The following is an 18,951-nucleotide window of genomic DNA, read 5'->3' on the forward strand; positions in this document are numbered from 1 at the left end:
CCCTCTGTTCTGCTGTATGGAAATGCTGCCTTACAGGTAATGGTATTTGTGCCGCTGCATCATGAAAAAGCACACGGCAATGCAGGCGCCGAGCGCCTCAGCGGCGATGACCGAGGTCCATACGCCGTCCAGGCCGAGCCAGATCGGCATGAGAAGAACCAGGCCGCCGCGCAGCACCAGGGAGCGCATGAACGAGATAAATGCGGAAATGATGCCGTTGGAGAGCGCGGTAAAAAACGCGGAGGCGTAGATGTTGATGCCGCAGAAAAAGTAACAGAGTGCAAACAAGCGGAAGCCATGTACCGTCATATCAAGCAGGTCGGCGTCGTACCCCACAAAGGCAAAGGACAGGGGGCGGCTGAGCAGTTCGGAAATCAGCACCATGACGACCGAGGTGACCGCGATGATGGTGATGCTTTTGCGGAAAACATTTTTCAGCTCGCTGTGGTTGGCAGCGCCGTAATGATAGCTGACGATTGGCGCGCTGCCGACCGAAAAGCCGAGGAACGCAGCAATAAAGACGAAATCCACATACATCATGACCGAATGCGCCGCTACGCCCGCCTCGCCGATGATCCGCATGAGCTGGATATTGAACAGGATACCCACGATGGAGGCGGAGATATTGCTCATCAGCTCGGAGGAGCCGTTGGTGCAGGTGTGTAGGAACTCCTTGGGATAAAACTGCGTTTTGGACAGACACAGACGGTCGGGAGACGCACGGAAAAAGTAGACCAGCGGGATCAGACCGCCGACACAGTATCCTGCCACCGTGGCCAGCGCCGCGCCTACAACGCCCATCTGAAAAACGGCGATAAACACATAGTCGAGCACCATGTTGGTCAGGCCGGCCGAGATGGACAGCACAAGCCCCATGTGCGGCTTTTCCGCAACGACCAAAAAGCTTTGGAACGAAACCTGCAGCATAAACGCTGCACTGCCGAGCATCATGATGCGGCCGTATGCAATACAATCGTCCATCAGCAGGTCGCTGGCGCCGGACAGCCGCGCGATCGGCTCAATAAAAATCGCGCAGGCGACGGACAGGATTACGCCTAAGATGATTACGCTGTAAATAATCATGGAGAAATAGCGGTTGGCCAGCTCATGGTCGCCCTCGCCCAGCGTGCGCGCGACGATCGCGCTGCCGCCCGTGCCGAGCATGAATCCGGCCGCGCCGATGATCATGGTGGCGGGGAAAATAATATTGACCGCTGAAAGCGCCAGATCCCCTACAAGATTGGAGACAAAGAGCCCGTCGACCACGCTATAAATGGAAGCGACGATCATCATGACGATGGATGGAAGGGTGAAGCGCAGCAGCTTTCGGTAACTGAAGTGATCGGAAAGTCTGATTTGCATAAAAGTTATCCTCCAAAAGATTTTCCGGATAAAAGCCTGCATGCCTCCTCGCGCAGCAGGTTCAGGTGTTTTTGCCCAAGGGAAAGGATCGCGGCGCGCTCTGATGCCGAAAGACGAAGAAAAGCCCGTTCCTCCATCTTGAACACATTATCGACCGTGCGCATGGCAAGCGCAAGACCGGCTTCGGTCAAGTGGATATTTTTGCTCCGGCGGTTGCCGGACGCACATTCCAGACGGATATAACCATCCGCTTCCAGAGATTTGAGCGCGGAGTTGACGGTCTGCTTGCTGAGATAGAGGGTATTACATAACTCGGTCTGGGTAAGGGGGCGGCCCTCTTCCCGCAGCACATAAAGGATCCAGCACTCACTGTCGGAAATACCGTAATGCTTGGAAAGCAGACGGTAAAGCTGGTTGCTTTCCTTTTGCAGGCCATTATAGATTCGGCTGAATTCCGGATAAGAAATCGAGTCCATAGGGCAAGCTCCTTTCATGTCCGAAACCGGACTGTTTGTTATTATAGTCCGATTTCGGATAATTGTCAAGGAAATTTTTCAAGTTTTTGCAGGCGAAAATAAAAAGCAGCCTTTCCGCACTTGTTTGTGTGGAAAGGCTGCTTTTCTGTTTAACGGGTGGGCCTTATTTCTGCAGGCGCCGGTACAGTTCGATCAACTGCTCGGCAAGGATGCGAGTGGATTCCGCCATGGCAAGTTGATCCTCTGCGTGGACCAGCGTCAGACGGGTCAGCAGGCCGTTTTCGCTGTTGACCTCTTCCTGGATCAGATCAAAATGGGCGTTGTGCGCCTGCAGGTATTCTTCGTTTCCCCGTTCGACAGCGGCCTCAGCCTGGGGGAAATCGCCGCTTTTTGCGTACTCAACCGCTTCGAGGAAATCGCTTTTCGCCGCGCCGCTGAATGAGATGAGCTGGAAACAGGCCTGCTCAAGCTGCTCCTGTGTAATTGCCATTTACTTGTCTCCCATGTGCTTTTTGATATCGTTATAAACTTTTTTGCCGTCCATCGTGCCGTAAGCCATCATATCGATGACCTCGACCGGCTTGCCCTCCGCCATTTCCTCGATGCGGCTCTTGAGATAGCGGACCTGCGGCCCGAGCAGGATGATGTCGGCCTTGCCGACATGCTCGCGCGCCTTGATTTCGCTGGCGGCCCATACGGTCATTTCGCAGCCGTCCTCCTTGGCAGCGGCCGCAATCCGGTCGCATAGCATGCCGGTCGACATGCCCTGCGAGCAAAGCAGTAATACGTTCATAAATGAAAAGCCTCCTCTGTTATTTTTCGACACAATATGTTATACTGATAAGAACAGCAGAATAATGAAATGGGGGTGCTGTTGGTGAATTTGATCGATCTGTCCAAACGGCATTTGCTCAACGAAACTGAGCATAGGGTGCTGGAGCAGATACTTGACGCGGTGGAACATGATACGAAAATCAATATCCGTTCGGTCGCGCAGCAGTCCTATGTGTCCACGACCACGGTTATCAAGCTTTCCAAAAAGCTGGGATACCAAGGCTACAGCGATATGATCTATTCGCTCCGCCGTCATGCGGAGGAGGAGCGGAATGCCGCGGCCGGAATCGACCTGACAAGCATTTTGGAAACCGTGGATGAAGCGCGCATTGAAGCCTTTGCAAATGAGATTCTGCGGTGTCGGGACAACTGCATTTTTATCGTGGGGCTTGGCTTTTCAACGATCGCCTCGTCATACTTTATGCGTCGGCTGGCGACACTGGGCATTCTTGCGTACGACGGCGCGCCGGTTGATATGATGCGGGGCGGATTCCACGCTGGGACGCATGAGCGACAACTGCCTGGTGATACGGACCGGAGGATCGGTAGCGTATAACGTTCCTGATTTCTTTATCGGGCGGACGATCATCCTGTTCGAATATATCCTGTCCCGTCTGGTGGATCGGCTGCAGCAGGAAAGCTGACCGATATGACTGCTATTTCTATTTTAACAGGCGGGAACGCGGGCTGCAACCGCGGCGGAAAAATCGGAAACATGTTTTTTATACAGTTGACAAATTTTTTATTCATTTGAAATACTTGAAAAAAAGCCCGTATTCTTTATGCTTAAAGACATGAAAGGAATACGGGCTTTTTGTGCCCTAATATAAGGATATAAAAGGAGGAGTGGCTGTCATGAAGCAATTTTCGATTGTGATCGCAGGCGGCGGCAGCACCTATACGCCGGATATGCTGGAGATGCTTTGTCTGGTGCGGGAGCATTTTCCGCTTCGCCGGGTCGTGCTGTATGACAACGACGCGGAAAGGCAGGAGCATATCGGCCGTTTTGGCGAAATACTTTACCGCGAATACTATCCGGAGGCTGAATTCGTCTATACAACAGATGAGGAAACCGCGTTTACGGATATTGACTTTGCGCTTGTGCAGATTCGGCCGGGCGGCTTGAAAATGCGCGAAATGGATGAGAAAATCCCGCTGAAATACGGCGTGATCGGCCAGGAGACCTGCGGCCCCGGCGGTTTTGCCTACGGGATGCGTTCGGTCCCTGCGATGATCGAGCTGGTGCGTGCGATCCGCCGCTGGTCGCCGGAGGCATGGATCCTCAATTACTCCAATCCGGCCGCTATTGTCGCGGAGGCGACCAAGCGCGTTTTTCCGGATGATTTCCGCCTGATCAACATTTGCGATATGCCGATCTCGATCATGGATATTTTTTGTCCGCTGGCCGGCGGGCGCAAGCGGACCGATGTGGAACCGCGTTATTATGGGCTTAACCATTTCGGCTGGTTTACCGCTATGTATGATAAAAAAACGGGCGAGGATGTACTGCCGGAGATACTGGAAAAGCTCAAGCGCGGCAACTGCGACGATGAGCTTGGCTTTTCCGGCAAAAACGACGCCTACTGGAATTTCACGTTCAAGCATCTGGAAAAAATGGTGCAGGATTTTCCGCACTCCCTGCCGAATACCTATCTGCAATACTATTTGTACCCGCAGACCATGGTTTCGCATACCGATCCCAATTATACCCGTGCGAACACCGTTATTGACGGGCGGGAAAAGCGCGTAAAGGCGTACTGTGACGAGATTATGTCCCTGGGGAAGATACGCGGTACAAAATTTGACCTGGATCGGAAATACAGCGCGGGTTCGCATAAAAATGCAGACGGCGAATTTGAATCCGCGACGATCGCGCACAATGACGCGCATGCGACCTACATTGTGGAACTGGCAATGAGCATTGCCTATAACCAAAACGAAGTATTCCTGCTGATGGTTGAGAACAACGGCATTGTCCCCAACCTGTCGGATGGGATGATGTTGGAGGTCGCCTGCCGCGTGGGGGCGCGGGGCGGCGAGCCGCTGCGGATACAGCCTGCGGGGACTTTCGAAAAGGGCCTGCTGGAAGGGCAGTACGCCTATGAAAAGCTGACGGTGGACGCGGCGCTCGAAGGCTCTTACCAAAAGGCGCTACAGGCGCTTGTCGTCAACCGCACGGTGGTAGATACCGACTTGGCGCGCAGGATTTTGGACGAATATATCGCGGTCAACGGGGAGCATTTCCCTGTTTTGAAATAGATATAAACCAGAAAACCGAGGGGGAACAAAAATGAGTAAAATGACGGGATTTATGGAGACGCATCTGATGCCGCTGTCGCAGAAGCTCTCCAGCAATAAGTATCTGGTCGCGCTGCGCGACGGCCTGATGCTTTCCATGCCGCTGTTGATTATTGGATCGATCGCCGTTGTCATCGGCGACTTCCCAGTGCAGGCTTTCCATGATTTCATGGCCTCTATCGTGGGTGACGTATGGTATTCCTGGTGCTGGGATATGGTCAATCCGGCGACGATGGGCCTGGTAGCCCTGTTTGCGGTGGTCGGCGTATCGCACAGCCTCGCGTCGGAGGAGGAGGTCGAGCCGCTGCCCGCAGTCGCTATCTCGATCTCGGCCTACTTCCTGCTGCTGCAGCAAATGGAGGAGGGCGGCTATGCCGCGTCGAGCTTTGAATCGGGCGGGCTGTTTACCGCCATGCTCACCGCGTTGCTGGCGACCAAGCTGTATGCGGTGCTGCTGAAAAAGAATGTGAAAATTAAGATGCCCTCCACGGTGCCGAGCTTTGTGTCCCGGCAGTTTGAGGCGCTTATTCCGGCAACGGTGATCGTTGTCCTGTTCCTGTTTATCCGCCTGGTCTTTGCAGCGACACCGTTCGGCACTGTGACGAACTTCATCGTGACCATGATCCAGATGCCGCTGACCGATATCGGTACGACGCTGATTGGCACGCTGTTTATCACCATACTGAACTCTATCCTGTGGTTTTTCGGCATCCATGGCACGGCGGTCATCGACTCGTTCATGGGACCGCTGTGGTATGCGGCGCGTTTTGCCAACTTTGATATGTTTCAGGCTTCTGTTACTGCGGCGCGCCAGTATATCGTGACGCAGGATTTCGCCAACCACATCATCTTCCTAGGCGGCACGGGCAACACGGTGTCGCTGGCGGCGATCATGGCGTTCAAATGCCGCTCCAAGCGCATCAAGTCGTTGGGCAAGCTCAGCTTGCTGCCGGGCATCTTTAACGTCAACGAGCCGGTTATCTTTGGTCTGCCGATGGTACTCAACCCGATGATGGCCCTCCCGTTTTTCATTGTGCCGCCTGTCACTGTGCTGATTTCCTTCTGCGCCATGTATTTCGGCCTGGTGCCGTATCCGACGGGCGTGACCGTGCCGTGGACGCTGCCCGCGCCGTTCGGAGGCTGGATGATGTGCAACGACTGGCGCGGCGGCGTGCTGCAGTTGGTGGTGCTGCTGATCGGCGGTCTGATCTATTACCCGTTCATTACGGCGCTGGATAAGCAGTATCTGAAGGAAGAACAGGCTGCGCCGGCCGAAGAGATCGGGGGATAAGATGCACGCGGTGCTGTTTGCCAGCGATTTTGACGGTACTCTGTCCCATGGACAGGAGATCGACGCGCAGACCTTGGCTGCGGTCAGCCGGTTCCGTCAAAAAGGCGGACGCTTCGGCGTATGTAGCGGGCGGGACCCGGGAACCCTGAAAGACGAGCTTTCCCAGCATGGGTTGGCCTGTGATTTCCTCATCCTGATGAACGGCGCGCGGATAGAGGCGGGCGCGGACTGCCTGCAAGAAAAGCTGCTTTCCGGCTGGGAGAAAGCTTTGCCTCTGCTGCGGGCGCGGTGTCTGTTCTTCACGATGCTCGGCAGGGAAGAAGCGTATATGTTCCGCAGCGGCAAAGTGCGCACCGCAGAGGTGTCCGCAGGGGAGCAGGCTTACATAGATGCGATCGGGCGGATGTACGCCATGCGCCGGTGTGCGGAGGAGCTGGCGGCGGTCTATCAGATTAGCTGCCGCACACAGGACGGCCGCGTAGCGGTCGCGCTGGCGGATGAGCTACACAGGTTCGGCCTGTCCGCCTGGCCGAACTGCGAATATGTGGATGTGGTGCCGAAGGGCGTAGGCAAAGCGCCGGCTGTTGCGGCGGTTGCCGCGCATTTCGGGGTTGCGTCCGGGCGGGTTTATACAGCGGGGGATGGACGGAACGATATGGAGATGCTGTCCCGCTTCCGCGGCTTTGCCATGTCCCGCGCGGAGGAATGCGTCCGGCGGGCTGCCTCATGGACGGTGAAAACAGTAGGGGAAGCGCTGGAACAGGTTTGCGGGGAGGCGTTTGCATGAAAACCAATGCAGTCGGGCCGTTTCGGCGGCTGGCCGCTTACGCGGTGGACTGGTATCTGGCGACGATGGCATGCGGCGCGCCGCTCCTGCTCGTCAATTCCATGCGTACCGGCTCCACAGCAATCGACACCTCTATCCCAGACGGCGCTGCCGGCTGGCTTTGGGGAACGGTCGCGCTCCTGCTGGGCATGTTGTATTATTGGCTGATCCCGCTCCTCTGGGATGGACGGACGCCGGGAAAACGGCTGTTCCGCCTGCGCATTGTTCGCGCAGAGGGTGCGGGTAGAGTGGGGGCGGGCGCGCTCGCCCTGCGGCAGATCGTCGGAATTTTGCTGGTGGAGGGCGCGATCGCGTTCCCCAGTCAACTGCTGCGGGAACTGATCGCCCGCGCGGCGGGCGACAGCGCCGCGAACGCGTTGCGGATCGTGATGGTGGCGGTGACGATCGTTTCGATCATGCTGGGCATGTATACGCCGAGCAGGCGTATGCTGCATGACCGGCTTTCCGGCACCAGCGAAATCTTCGAGGAAAAAAAATAAGGAAAAGCAGCCGGCATGTTCCGGCTGCTTTTTATATGGTTTTTGCATTGCATGAGAACGTCCGGTGTGATAAAATAATCATAATCTGGGCAATTATACCCTTGCAGGAATATTGGAGTGAATATCATGGACTATCATCTGTTGGCGGAACGTCTGTTTCCGCATATCCATACCACGCCGGAGGAGATCGAGGCGCGCTACCCGAAGCGCCAGCTTCCGGAGGGCGCGAAGGTGACCCGCATGGGGCCAAGCCCCACGGGCTTCATGCACCTGGGCAACCTGTACGGCGCGCTGGTGGACGAGCGTCTGGCGCATCAGTCGGGCGGCGTGTTCTACCTGCGTATTGAGGATACGGACAAAAAGCGCGAGGTAGAGGGCGGCGTGCAGACCATCATCGAGGCGTTCTCCTCGTTTGGCCTGCCGTTCGACGAGGGCGCGTCGCTCGATGGCGACAACGGTGTTTACGGCCCCTACCGCCAGTCCCAGCGCGCGGAGATATACCAGACCTTTGTCAAGTCGCTCGTGCAGCGCGGCATGGCCTATCCGTGCTTCTGCACCGAGGAGGAGCTGGCCGCGGCGCACGCCGCACAGGAAGCGAACAAGGAGAACTTCGGCTACTACGGCAAATATGCCGTGTGGCGCGACCGGCCGATGGAGGAGATCGAGGCCGAACTGAACAAGGGTACGCCCTATGTGGTGCGTTTCCGTTCGGAGGGCAGCATTGAAAACAAGGTTCGTCATGAGGATCTGGTCAAGGGTAAGATGGAGGTCACGGAGAATGATCAGGACGTGGTCATCCTCAAGTCGGACGGTATCCCGACCTATCATTTCGCGCATGTGGTGGATGACCACCTGATGGGTACGACGGTCGTTGTGCGCGGCGAGGAGTGGCTCGCAACCCTGCCAGTACACCTGCAGTTGTTTCGTGCTATGGGCTGGAAAGCGCCCAAGTACGCGCACACCGCACAGTTGATGAAGATCGATCCGGAGACTGGCGGAAAGCGCAAGCTGTCGAAGCGCAAGGACCCAGAGCTCGCGCTCACGTTCTACGCGCAGGAGGGGTATCCGGTACCTGCGGTGCTGGAATACCTGATGACGCTTTTAAATTCCAACTTTGAGGAGTGGCGGCGCGCCAATCCGGACGCGCCGATGAACGACTTCCCGTTCTCGACCAAGAAGATGAGCGGTTCGGGCGCGCTGTTCGATATCGAAAAACTGCGCGACGTGTCCAAAAACGTTATCTCCCGCATGGATGCGGATACCGTATACAGCTATATCGCGGACTGGAGCGCGGCAAACGATCCCGCGTTCCACGCACTGCTCACGCGCGATCCGGCGCGCTCCAAGGCGTACCTCGCGATCGGCCGCGGCGGCAAAAAGCCGCGCAAGGACCTGGCGCTTTGGTCGGATGCCAAGGGCTATATGGACTTTATGTTTGACGAGCTGTTCCGGCCGGACTACACTATGCCCGAGCGCGTGCCTGCGGAGGATGCCAGGATCATCCTGACTGACTTCGCGGCCGTGTTTGACGAAGACGACACGCCGGACAGCTTTTTTGAAAAAATGAAGCAGATCGCGTCCCAGCACGGTTATGCAACGGACACCAAAGCGTATAAGGCCGACCCGTCCGCCTACAAGGGCGCGGTGGGCGACGTGTCCATGGTGGTGCGCGTGGCGGTCGCCGGACGGCAGAACGCGCCCGACCTACAGACGGTCATGAGCATTATGGGGCGCGAAAAGGTACTCGAGCGCCTGAAAAAATGTGCGGATGTGCTTTGATCCGCTTTTGGGGGAATTAATAACGCTATGATGGAAAACGTAAGTAACTTTCTGACCGAGATCATTGACGCAGACCTGGAGGCGGGGCTGAACGAGCAGATCCATACCCGCTTCCCACCCGAGCCGAACGGCTATCTGCATATCGGTTCAGCCAAGGCGATCTTTATTAACTGGTCGATCTCGAAAAAGTATAACGGAAAATTCAACCTCCGTTATGACGACACCAATCCGGTTAAGGAGGACACAGAGTATGTGGACTCCATCTGGGAGGATATCAAATGGCTGACCGGCGAGGAACCCACGGGCGGTGTGTTCTATGGATCGGATTATTTTGAAACCTGCTACGACTGCGCGGTGGCGCTCATCAAGGCTGGCAAGGCTTATGTGGACGACCTGACGCAGGAGGAGATGCGCAGCTACCGCGGCTCGCTGACCGTGCAGGGCAAGCCCAGCCCCTACCGCGACCGTCCGGTGGAGGAGAACCTGCAGCTGTTCGCGGATATGCGCGCGGGCAAGTTTGCGGATGGTTCCAAAACGCTGCGCGCCAAAATCGATATGGCCAGCCCGAACATGAACCTGCGCGATCCGGCGATTTACCGTATCGTGCGGGCGCACCACCACCGTCAGGGGGATAAGTGGTGTATCTATCCGCTGTATGACTTTGCCCACCCGATTCAGGATGCGATCGAGGGTATCACGCATTCGCTCTGCTCGATCGAGTTTGAAAACCACCGCCCGCTGTACGAGTGGGTCGTGGACAACTGCCCGCTGCCGCATCATCCCAAGCAGCGCGAGTTCGCCCGTCTGAACATGACGCATACGGTCATGAGCAAGCGTTACCTGCGCCAGCTCGTGTTCGAGCACCATGTGGAGGGCTGGGACGACCCGCGTATGCCCACACTGTGCGCGCTACGCCGCCGCGGCTACACGCCGAGCGCCATCCTGGATTTCGTCCAGCGCGCGGGCGTGGCCAAGGCGGATTCGTTGGTGGATATCAAGCTGCTTGAGCACTGTATCCGTGAGGAGCTGAACGACACCGCGCTGCGCCGCATGGCGGTCACCGAGCCGGTCAAGCTGGTTATTACCAACTATCCGGCGAACCAGTGCGAGGAATTTGAGGTGCCGAACAACCCGCGCGACGAGGCCGCTGGTACACGCAAGGCGCCGTTCACGCACGAGTTGTATATCGAAAAGAGCGACTTTGCCGAGGTGCCGCCCCCGAAGTTCCAGCGCTTAAAGCCGGACGGCGAGGTGCGCCTGATGGGCGCGTATATTGTGAGATGCAACGAGGTTATCAAGGACGGGAACGGCGAGATCGTCGAGATCCGCTGCACCGCCGACCTTGAGACAGGGAACGGGATGCCCGCGGACGGCCGCAAGGTCAAGGGTACGATCCATTGGGTGTCGGCCGCGCATGCGGTCGATGCGGACCTGTACCTGTACGATAACCTGCTGACGATTGAGAACGCGAACGATTTGCCTGAGGGGAAAGACTATTTGGATTACCTCAATCCGGACTCCCTCAAAAAGCTGACCGGCTGCAAACTCGAGCCCGCTCTCGCGGACGCGAAAGAGGGCGAGCGCTTTCAGTTCGTCCGTATGGGCTATTATGTCAAGGATCGGGAGTCAGGGCGGTTTAACCGCATTGTCACTCTCAAGGACAGCTTCGCCAAGACGCTGCAAAAGTAAAAAACAAGCAGGCGGCGGGAATTTCCCGCCGCCTGCTTGTTGTGATTCAGACCTGCTGCCATTCCTCGGCTTCAGTATGCTTTTGATAGACAGGATAATAGCTGTGGCCGCCGCCGTAGGTGAAAATTCTATCGCATTCTGCGGGCAGGGCAATGGTAAAAGTATCCCGTGCTCCATTTGGATTGTTCAGACCATAGGTAGAGTAAAAGGTCAGATACAGCCCGTCGTCACGCGTATCAATGCGGCAGTCGCGTACATAGCCCACACTGGAAACCACCGATACGCGGACGGTTGCCGTGCCGTCGGGCGACACGGTAAATTCTGTCGGGATTGCGCTGGAAAGCGGGTAGCTGGTAGAGGGGAGCGCGACGCAGAGCAGCGTCGCAGCCAGCAGGAAAACACAGGGGAACAGGCGTTTTCTCATTAGGGGGCTCCTTTCATTTCGCGCGGTGCTGTCGCTTCCATTCCTTGATTTGTTCCAGACGGGCCTTGTATTTGGCTTCCAGTCCCTGTTCGGTCGGGCGGTAGTATTCCCGCCCTGCAAGAGAGTCCGGCAGGCATTGCATATTGGTCAGCTTATCGGCGGCGTCATGGGCGTATTGGTAGCCTTTGCCGTAATCCAGCTCTTTCATCAGGCGGGTGGGCGCGTTGCGGATGACCAACGGAACTGGTTCGCTGAGCTGGGTAAGCGCGTCCTTTTTCGCGCTTTCATAGGCCATATACAATGCGTTTGACTTGGGCGCGAGCGACAGATACACCACCGCATGCGTCAGATGGACCGAGCATTCCGGCATGCCGATAAAATGGCACGCCTGATAAGCCGCGACCGCGACCTCGAGTGCGCGGGAATCCGCTAGGCCGATATCCTCACTGGCAAAGCGGGTCACGCGGCGCGCGATATAGAGCGGGTCCTCGCCCGCTTCGAGCATGCGCGCAAGCCAGTAGACCGCCGCGTCCGGATCGGAGTTGCGCATGGACTTATGCAGCGCGGAGATCAGGTTATAATGCTCCTCGCCGGTTTTGTCGTACAGCAACGATTTTTTGGAAATGCACTGCGCAAGCGTTTCGGGCGTTACCGTGACCGTGCCGTCCGCCTCGTCGCCGTTCAGCACAACCATTTCGAGTGTGGAAAGCGCGCTGCGCGCGTCGCCGTTGGCAAAATTCGCGATCGCCTCCAGCATATCGGGCGCAATGTGGATTTTCTGTCCGCCAAAGCCGCGCGGGTCAGTGAGCGCGCGGGAGAGCAGGGAAGTAAGATCGTCCGTACCCAACGCCTGCAAAACGAACACCTTGCAGCGGGATAAAAGCGCGCCGTTGACCTCAAAGGAGGGGTTTTCGGTCGTCGCCCCGATCAGGATGATGCTGCCTTTTTCGACAAAGGGCAGGAACGCATCCTGCTGTGCTTTGTTGAAGCGGTGTATCTCGTCCACGAATACGATCGTACGCTCTCCAAAACGGCGATTGTCTTCCGCCTGCTGCATGACCTGCTTGATTTCCTTGATGCCGCTGGTGACTGCGGAAAAGTCGATGAACGACGCTCGAGTATGGTTCGCGATGATGCGCGCGAGCGTGGTTTTGCCCACGCCGGGCGGCCCCCAGAAGATCATCGAGCTGATGCGGTCGCTTTCAATCAGGCGGCGCAGCACCTTGCCCGGCCCAAGCAGGTGGGATTGCCCAGCGAATTCGGAGAGCTCCTGCGGCCGCAGCCGCGCCGCGAGCGGACGGGTATCGTCCCCGCCGAAAAGTGTCTGCTGCTCCATAGCGCGTCTCCTTTCCGTTTGGTGATGATTCTGTGGTACTGCCGATGCCTGGCGTGCAGCGGTGCCGGACGTTCTGTGGCTATTATACCACCGAACAAATGTTCCTGCAAGGAGGACGTAAAAAATCCCCTCTGAAAAGAGGGGATTTTTTTACAACAGGCTTACTGCAGGGGAACGGTCACTCCGTCAAAATTGAGGGAAGCGATGCTTGCAGGGTCGATCGGCTCGTCAAACAGCCATTGGTCGATCGCGTGGCCGGCTCCACTGCTGCCATTCCAATCGTCAATGCACCAGCCGCTTTCAATACAATTATTCGTCAGATAGAGCTTTTTGCCGTCCTTGGTCATGGCAAAGGTTGGACGATACCCTAAAATCGTACCTTGGCTGGAGGAGAGCGCGTAGAAGCCGATTTCAGAGACGCGAATCTCCTTCACCAAAGCGCCGCCTACCTGAACGTTGGGATAGTAGGTGATCTCTTCAACCGGCCGGATGGTGATATCCGTGGACCATTCGCCGGTGACCGCGGGCAGGACAAGCAATGTGCCAGCTAAATCGTCAAAGGTAACGTCGCCCAAATCCGAGGGAGACACGCTGAAAGACATATCCTGATACCAGATCCCGTTTTCCTCAAACATACTGTTGCCAAGCTCCTGGTTGTAGACGGCATCGTCTTTCCCCCTGAAATGCTGCGCGCGGTCGTGATCAGATAGCTGTCTTCCCTGTTCGCAGCGTTGAGGAAAGCCAACTGCAAATGGAGTCGTCCATCGTTGGCAAAGCCGAAAGAGGACAAACGAACAGAATCGGTATGCTCCAGCGCGACAGGCGTTTGCTCAGGGACCAGGACGACCGAACCGTCAGGGGCGGTGGTGCTGGCCAACGTCTGCGCCGTTACCAGCTCGATCGGAACCGAAACGTCGGAAATCTTCTGCCGGGGCTGGAACCGATCAAAGCAAATAGAGACAGGGACGTTTTCCGTAACGCCATAGCCGGTGCTGGAAAATTCGATCAATGCGGTGTGGGTTTCTTCATCATACGAGATGACCTGCGGCAGACTGAACTGCGATATGCCCAAAGTGGGGACATCGGCGACATACCCGTCAATATCCATATCCGCGCGCAACCGGTCGCCCGTCTTGTCCTGCACCTCGGCCCAGATGCGGACATAGGTGCTGCTGGAGAGTGCGGACACCGGCCGCACCTCGATGCCGTCGTATTCCATAGCGATGCCGGTAAGGCTTTGGCTTTGTCCGGCGAAGCTGCCAAGCGCGTTCTGTAGCGCTGTGCGGAGCGCAGGGACAGCGGCGGCGAACGCCGAGAAGGTCAGCAGCACCGCCAGAACAGCGGCCACCAGGATGCGGCCGGTCGTCCAACACAGGGCCTTTCCGCGGCGTGGCCGGACGCCGCGCAGGATTTGGGCGCGCCGTTCGGGTGAAAGTGTGATATTTGCCATGGTCATATCGAGATCCCTCCTCATATTGCGCTTATTCATCATAGTACCATCCTTTCAGGCTCTCGCGCAGCTTGTTGCGGGCACGGGACAGGCGGGCGGTGACGGTCGAGATATCCACATGGAGGATATCGGCGATCTCGCGCGCCTTGAGTTCCTGATAATAGTGCAGGATGATGACTTCGCGGTAAGGGCGGGAAAGCGCCAGAATGGCGCGGGGCAGGGTATCGTCCACATGAGGGTCATCTGCGGGGGCAAGCAGCGCGTCCAGTTCTTCGGCGGGCGCGCGGCGGCGCTTCCAAGGGGAGCGCAGATAGCTTTTGCATACGTTGATGGCGATGCGGGTGATCCAGGTCGTTTCGCTGCCCCCGCCGTGGAATTGTCCGGCGCTGCGCCACGCCTTGAGCATTGTCTCTTGTACTGCGTCCTCGGCTAAATGCACGTCTTTCAGATAAAGCGTACATAGGCGCAGCAGCTGGTCGCCCCAGTCGTCGAGCAGGCGCGCAAAACCGTCCTCGTCCTGTAGGTATGAGGGGGCGTTGCTTTCGACAGCTTCCACAGCGGCTCCACATCCTTTCCAAACATTTGACGCGTGAAAGGAGCGGATTACTGCAAGAAAAAAGAGACTTTTTTGAAAAGCCTCCTGAAAGCGGAAAAACGGTAACGCGGTCATAGCAGGCAAGTCTCGACCGCCGCATCGGGGGCGAGCGTGCGGATGTAGCCGGAAAGCCGGTTCAGCGCGTCCCGCAGCAGCTCCCGCGGCGTGTCCGGCGTGCCGAAAACAGGGTAAAACACATGAAAGCTTTCCGGACAGACACAGGTGCGCGTATCCGCGCCCGCGATCATGCTGAAGATGATCCCGCTGTGGTCGCGGCCGCACAGGTCGCCGGGATAGGTGTGCGTGCTGTCGCTGCGCATGCCGGCAAACGGTAGCCTGGCGTCAGGAGAGAACAGGGTGAGGGGGCCGTCCATACGGTCGATATCATGCGTGCCGGACAGGACAAACGTACACAGTTCGAGCAGGAATGGGACCTCAGTGATCGGGTTGACCTCCGGAAATGGGCGTCCCTTGAACAGGACGGATTCAAACTGCTGCATAACCGGATAGGTTTTCCGAAATTTCCGGAAAAAACGGAAATAAGGGTTTTCCCCAAAGACTGCCTTGCGGTTGTAATCTGCATAACAGGCCTTGCATGCGGAAAGTTCTTTTTCGGCAAGCGCACGGAACGCGGCTTCCTCCCATTCGCGCCGCGCGGGATAAACGACCTCGGCGATGCCGAAAGGAATGCCGCGAGCGGAAAAGGAGGCGTCTTGTATAATGTCTATCATACTTAGATCACCTTGATGGATGAAGATGTGCAGGGGAGTCGTAGCTGACAGGCGCGCCGGTCAAAACGTCGTAATAGTACCAGCGGTCGCCGTCCGCGAAAAAGTAAACGCCGAGCGGATTCTGTGACCGGTCGCCGGTGATGCGGCCTATAAAGCGCCCCCTCGGCTTCGCCGATGGGCGTGATTTGCTCCACGCTGACGGGATGCAGCACGGCAAGATAGAGCGCAGTGACAAGCGCTATGGAGAGATACAGCAGCAGCACCACGATGGCTACCCCATGCAGAGGAGTCTGTGTTCGCTGCTTCTTTTGGGGATGGCGGCATGGGATGTGCCGGTACAGTGCCGCAAGCAGCAGCAAAAGGAGCAGCAAGGCAAGCCACCAGACATACAGCAGATAGGGCAGCCGCCGCATCCCGCCCGGCTGATAAAAAAGCAGGAAAGCAAGCCCTGTGAAAACAAAAAAGATCAGCACATCGCCCGCGCGGGATGGTTTTCGCGGCGCGGCTTTGCCGCTGTTTAGGCAGCCTGCGATCAGCGCCGCCGGCGCGTAAAACCAAAAATAGTAGGAATTGGAAAGGACGGCGTCGTCATACTGGACGGAAACTTCAGTCAGATACAGGCTGGCAGCCAGCCATACAACCACTGATAAGGAGACAAGCAGAGGTGTAACATAGCGTTTGGTCATATAGGTTCCCTCCCCTTGAAAATAAAAACAGGCAGAGCCTGGCGGCTCTGCCTGTTTTCGGCATTGTTTCGCGCAGCAGAGCGCGTATTTTTGTTTTACGCTTCCGCCTTGATCTTCTTGAGGTTGGCAAAGCGCGGCAGGCCGTTCACTTTGGGGCCTACGTTTTCGCCGTTGATCAGCGGCATTGCGTACTCGATAAACTTTTCGTTTACGCCGTTGCCTTCTTCGTTGATCCAGTCGCGCGGCACCTTTTTCTCGGTGTTGGCAACCTGGCTCAGCGGCAGCAGCTCGATTTCGCACTTGTAGCCGTTCTCGTCGCGGGTACACTGGAAGCCCGGCATATAGTCGGTCTTGCCTGCTACCGCGTTTTCAACCGCAGCCTTGCCCGCCATATAGGACTCGTCCACGTCGGTCTTGGAAGCGCAGTGCGCCGCGCAACGCTGCAGCAGGGACAGCTCGATGCCGCGGACCTTGCAGCCAAGCTCGTTCTTGACCGTATCGGCCAGCATGGAGGCCAGACCGCCAAGCTGGGCGTGGCCAAAGCCGTCGGTCGCGGAGGTCTTTGCCTCGGATACGAAAGAACCGTCCGCATAGTGGATGCCTTCGGAAACCGCGACCAAGCAGTTGCCCTTCTCTTCATAAATGCGCTTGACGTCGGCCAGGAACTTCTTCATGTCGAAGTCGGTCTCCGGCAGGTAGACCAGATCCGGACCCGCGCCCATAGCGGTAGCCAGACCGGCCGCACCGGCCAGCCAGCCGGCGTGGCGGCCCATGATCTCGACGATGCAGACCATGCCGGTGTCATACACGCGCGCATCCTGGTAGATTTCCATGCAAGAGGTGGCGATATATTTGGCGGCGGAAGCGAAGCCCGGGCAGTGGTCGGTGCCGAACAGGTCGTTGTCGATCGTCTTCGGGATACCCATGACGCGGCACTCATAGCCGGACTTCATCATATACTTGGAAACCTTGTTGCAGGTATCCATCGAATCGTTGCCGCCGTTATAGAAGAAATAACGGATGTCGTACTTTTTGAAGATTTCAAGAATGCGCTTGTAATCGGTGTCGTCCACATCGGGATCGGCCAGCTTGTAGCGGCAGGAGCCGAGGGCAGAGGACGGGGTGTAACGCAGGAGCGCCAGCTCCTCGCGGTCTTCCTTATCGATATCGTACAGTTCGTCGTTCAGCAAGCCCTTGATGCCGTGCGCCATGCCGAAGACACGGGTGATGGACGGGTTGTCCAGCGCGGTTTCCAGCGCACCCAGAACAGAAGAGTTGATGACCGAAGTCGGGCCACCCGACTGGCCGATGACGCAAGCGCCTTTCAGTTCACTCATAATGATATACCTCCTAACAAAGTTGAGAATCAGGGCGCAATACTCTGCATTCTCTTTCATTCTAAAGGGTATCATAAAAACGCAATAAAATCAATGCAAATCCGAATTTTTTGGACAGGCTGCCGGACACGGGAACAGCAAGCAATTTTTGGTTGGTTTTTTGTGCGCTGGACTTGATTTTATGAATGTACCCTGCTAAAATAAAGGGAGAATTCAGCTTAGGCTAATTTGTTTGTTAGGAAAGGAAGTTTACCATGCCATTAGTTACTACTGCTGAGATGTTTAAGAAGGCCTATGACGGCGGCTACGCTGTCGGCGCTTTCAACGTGAACAACATGGAAATTGTTCAGGGCATCACCGAGGCCTGCCAGGAGCAGAAAGCCCCTGTTGTTCTGCAGGTTTCCAAGGGCGCGCGCGCTTATGCGAACCACACCTACCTCGTCAAGATGGTAGAGGCTGCGGTTATTGAGTGTCCGGATGTCCCGATCGCGCTGCATCTTGATCATGGTCCGGACTTTGAGACCTGCAAGGCCTGCATCGACGGCGGCTTTACCTCAGTTATGATCGACGCCAGCAGCAAGCCGTTTGATGAGAACGTTGAGATCACCAAAAAGGTCGTTGAGTATGCGCATGCGCACGGCGTTGTCGTAGAGGCTGAGCTGGGAACGCTGGCCGGCGTTGAGGACGACGTTAAGGTGTCCGCGGAGGATTCCTCCTACACCCATCCGGAAGAGGTTGAGGAGTTCGTCACCCGCACTGGATGCGACTCGCTGGCAATTGCGATCGGCACCAGCCACGGCGCTTATAAGTTCACGCCCGACCAGTGTACCCGCAACGAGCAGGGCATTCTGGTTCCGCCTCCGCTGCGCTTCGACGTTCTGGAAGAGGTATCTAAGCGCCTGCCGGGCTTCCCGATCGTACTCCACGGTTCCTCCTCGGTTCCGCAGGATTTCGTCCAGATGATCAACGCGCATGGCGGCAAGATGCCGGATGCGATCGGTATTCCGGAAGAGGAACTGCGCCATGCCGCACAGCTTTCCGTCTGCAAGATCAATATCGATTCTGATATCCGTCTGGCGATTACCGCTACCATTCGCGAGTACTTTGACGCGCATCCGGATCACTTCGATCCCCGCCAGTACCTCAAGCCTGCGCGCCAGGCTGTCAAGGACATGGTCACCCACAAGCTGATCAACGTTCTGGGCTGCAACGGCAAGGCGTAAGCTGTAAATTGCAATAAGAACAGGCCGTATCCGTCAAGGATGCGGCCTGTTTTTCTCTTGAGGCAGCCTGTGCAGCGGTCAGGAGGGGCGGTTCGCTTTTTTCATACTTTACAC

20 protein-coding genes are annotated in these 18,951 nt (G+C 56.8%); 8 read left to right on the forward strand and 12 right to left on the reverse strand.

All coding sequences use genetic code 11. The features are described from left to right. Nucleotides 1-30: 30 nt before the first annotated feature. The 4 genes from RX717_RS07175 to RX717_RS07190 all read right to left on the reverse strand — a co-directional run bounded on the left by RX717_RS07175 (nt 31) and on the right by RX717_RS07190 (nt 2,631). Nucleotides 31-1,362: an MATE family efflux transporter gene (locus RX717_RS07175; RefSeq protein WP_316960636.1), complete on the reverse strand. Its 1,332-nt coding sequence runs from the start codon at nt 1,360-1,362 to the stop codon at nt 31-33. 5 nt (nt 1,363-1,367) lie between these two features. Next, nucleotides 1,368-1,838 carry a MarR family winged helix-turn-helix transcriptional regulator gene (locus RX717_RS07180; protein ID WP_107630576.1) on the reverse strand — a complete coding sequence of 157 codons (471 nt, stop codon included), beginning with the start codon at nt 1,836-1,838 and terminating at the stop codon, nt 1,368-1,370. A gap of 163 nt (nt 1,839-2,001) precedes the next feature. Continuing rightward, nucleotides 2,002-2,328 (reverse strand): PTS lactose/cellobiose transporter subunit IIA, encoded by a 327-nt coding sequence (locus RX717_RS07185; RefSeq protein ID WP_054326057.1) that lies wholly within the window; start codon nt 2,326-2,328, stop codon nt 2,002-2,004. Beyond that, complete coding sequence (locus tag RX717_RS07190; protein ID WP_054326056.1) at nt 2,329-2,631, reverse strand: PTS sugar transporter subunit IIB; 303 nt, start codon at nt 2,629-2,631, stop codon at nt 2,329-2,331. A gap of 84 nt (nt 2,632-2,715) precedes the next feature. Here RX717_RS07190 and RX717_RS07195 point away from each other — a divergent pair, with 84 nt between their 5' ends. The 7 genes from RX717_RS07195 (at nt 2,716) to RX717_RS07225 (ending at nt 11,055) form a co-directional block, all read left to right on the forward strand. Further along, nucleotides 2,716-3,228, forward strand: coding sequence for a MurR/RpiR family transcriptional regulator (locus RX717_RS07195; RefSeq protein ID WP_316960637.1), 513 nt, complete (start codon nt 2,716-2,718; stop codon nt 3,226-3,228). 299 nt (nt 3,229-3,527) lie between these two features. Continuing rightward, nucleotides 3,528-4,931 carry a family 4 glycosyl hydrolase gene (locus tag RX717_RS07200; RefSeq protein ID WP_054326054.1) on the forward strand — a complete coding sequence of 468 codons (1,404 nt, stop codon included), beginning with the start codon at nt 3,528-3,530 and terminating at the stop codon, nt 4,929-4,931. Nucleotides 4,932-4,962: 31 nt separating this feature from the next. Then, nucleotides 4,963-6,261 (forward strand): PTS sugar transporter subunit IIC, encoded by a 1,299-nt coding sequence (locus RX717_RS07205; RefSeq protein WP_107630575.1) that lies wholly within the window; start codon nt 4,963-4,965, stop codon nt 6,259-6,261. A 1-nt stretch (nt 6,262) separates the two neighbouring features. Then, nucleotides 6,263-7,048, forward strand: a complete 786-nt coding sequence (locus RX717_RS07210; RefSeq protein ID WP_107630574.1) for an HAD family hydrolase — start codon at nt 6,263-6,265, stop codon at nt 7,046-7,048. Continuing rightward, nucleotides 7,045-7,587 carry an RDD family protein gene (locus RX717_RS07215; protein ID WP_054326052.1) on the forward strand — a complete coding sequence of 181 codons (543 nt, stop codon included), beginning with the start codon at nt 7,045-7,047 and terminating at the stop codon, nt 7,585-7,587. The genes RX717_RS07210 and RX717_RS07215 overlap by 4 nt, the downstream gene beginning before the upstream one ends. Nucleotides 7,588-7,713: 126 nt before the next feature. Then, nucleotides 7,714-9,366, forward strand: coding sequence for a glutamate--tRNA ligase (locus tag RX717_RS07220; RefSeq protein ID WP_186949466.1), 1,653 nt, complete (start codon nt 7,714-7,716; stop codon nt 9,364-9,366). Nucleotides 9,367-9,396: 30 nt separating this feature from the next. Continuing rightward, nucleotides 9,397-11,055 carry a glutamine--tRNA ligase/YqeY domain fusion protein gene (locus RX717_RS07225; RefSeq protein WP_199855209.1) on the forward strand — a complete coding sequence of 553 codons (1,659 nt, stop codon included), beginning with the start codon at nt 9,397-9,399 and terminating at the stop codon, nt 11,053-11,055. Between the two features lie 46 nt (nt 11,056-11,101). Here the strand turns inward: RX717_RS07225 and RX717_RS07230 are convergent, their stop codons facing one another. The 8 genes from RX717_RS07230 to RX717_RS07265 form a co-directional block, all read right to left on the reverse strand. Next, a complete protein-coding gene (locus RX717_RS07230) occupies nt 11,102-11,479 on the reverse strand; it encodes a hypothetical protein (RefSeq protein ID WP_107630572.1) in 378 nt (125 codons plus the stop codon). Between the two features lie 13 nt (nt 11,480-11,492). Then, nucleotides 11,493-12,815 carry a replication-associated recombination protein A gene (locus RX717_RS07235; protein WP_054326050.1) on the reverse strand — a complete coding sequence of 441 codons (1,323 nt, stop codon included), beginning with the start codon at nt 12,813-12,815 and terminating at the stop codon, nt 11,493-11,495. A gap of 161 nt (nt 12,816-12,976) precedes the next feature. Next, complete coding sequence (locus tag RX717_RS07240; RefSeq protein WP_316960638.1) at nt 12,977-13,450, reverse strand: hypothetical protein; 474 nt, start codon at nt 13,448-13,450, stop codon at nt 12,977-12,979. Further along, nucleotides 13,363-14,271, reverse strand: a complete 909-nt coding sequence (locus RX717_RS07245) for a hypothetical protein (RefSeq protein WP_316960639.1) — start codon at nt 14,269-14,271, stop codon at nt 13,363-13,365. The genes RX717_RS07240 and RX717_RS07245 overlap by 88 nt, the downstream gene beginning before the upstream one ends. A 25-nt stretch (nt 14,272-14,296) precedes the next feature. Next, nucleotides 14,297-14,821 (reverse strand): RNA polymerase sigma factor, encoded by a 525-nt coding sequence (locus RX717_RS07250; protein ID WP_054326048.1) that lies wholly within the window; start codon nt 14,819-14,821, stop codon nt 14,297-14,299. 110 nt (nt 14,822-14,931) lie between these two features. Then, entirely contained in the window at nt 14,932-15,591 is a 660-nt protein-coding gene (locus tag RX717_RS07255) for a hypothetical protein (RefSeq protein ID WP_107630569.1), read from the reverse strand. A gap of 2 nt (nt 15,592-15,593) precedes the next feature. Further along, nucleotides 15,594-16,277: a hypothetical protein gene (locus tag RX717_RS07260; RefSeq protein ID WP_316960640.1), complete on the reverse strand. Its 684-nt coding sequence runs from the start codon at nt 16,275-16,277 to the stop codon at nt 15,594-15,596. A 95-nt stretch (nt 16,278-16,372) separates the two neighbouring features. After that, nucleotides 16,373-17,614, reverse strand: coding sequence for a 6-phosphofructokinase (locus tag RX717_RS07265; RefSeq protein WP_054326045.1), 1,242 nt, complete (start codon nt 17,612-17,614; stop codon nt 16,373-16,375). Nucleotides 17,615-17,868: 254 nt separating this feature from the next. Here RX717_RS07265 and fba point away from each other — a divergent pair, with 254 nt between their 5' ends. Continuing rightward, the gene (gene fba, locus RX717_RS07270) at nt 17,869-18,837 is read left to right on the forward strand and encodes a class II fructose-1,6-bisphosphate aldolase (RefSeq protein ID WP_054326044.1); all 969 of its coding nucleotides are present in this window, start codon (nt 17,869-17,871) and stop codon (nt 18,835-18,837) included. Nucleotides 18,838-18,951: the final 114 nt, after the last annotated feature.

It is taken from the genome of Intestinibacillus sp. NTUH-41-i26 (assembly GCF_032769475.1).
GTDB classification, from domain to species: Bacteria; Bacillota; Clostridia; order Oscillospirales; family Butyricicoccaceae; genus Agathobaculum; species Agathobaculum ammoniilyticum.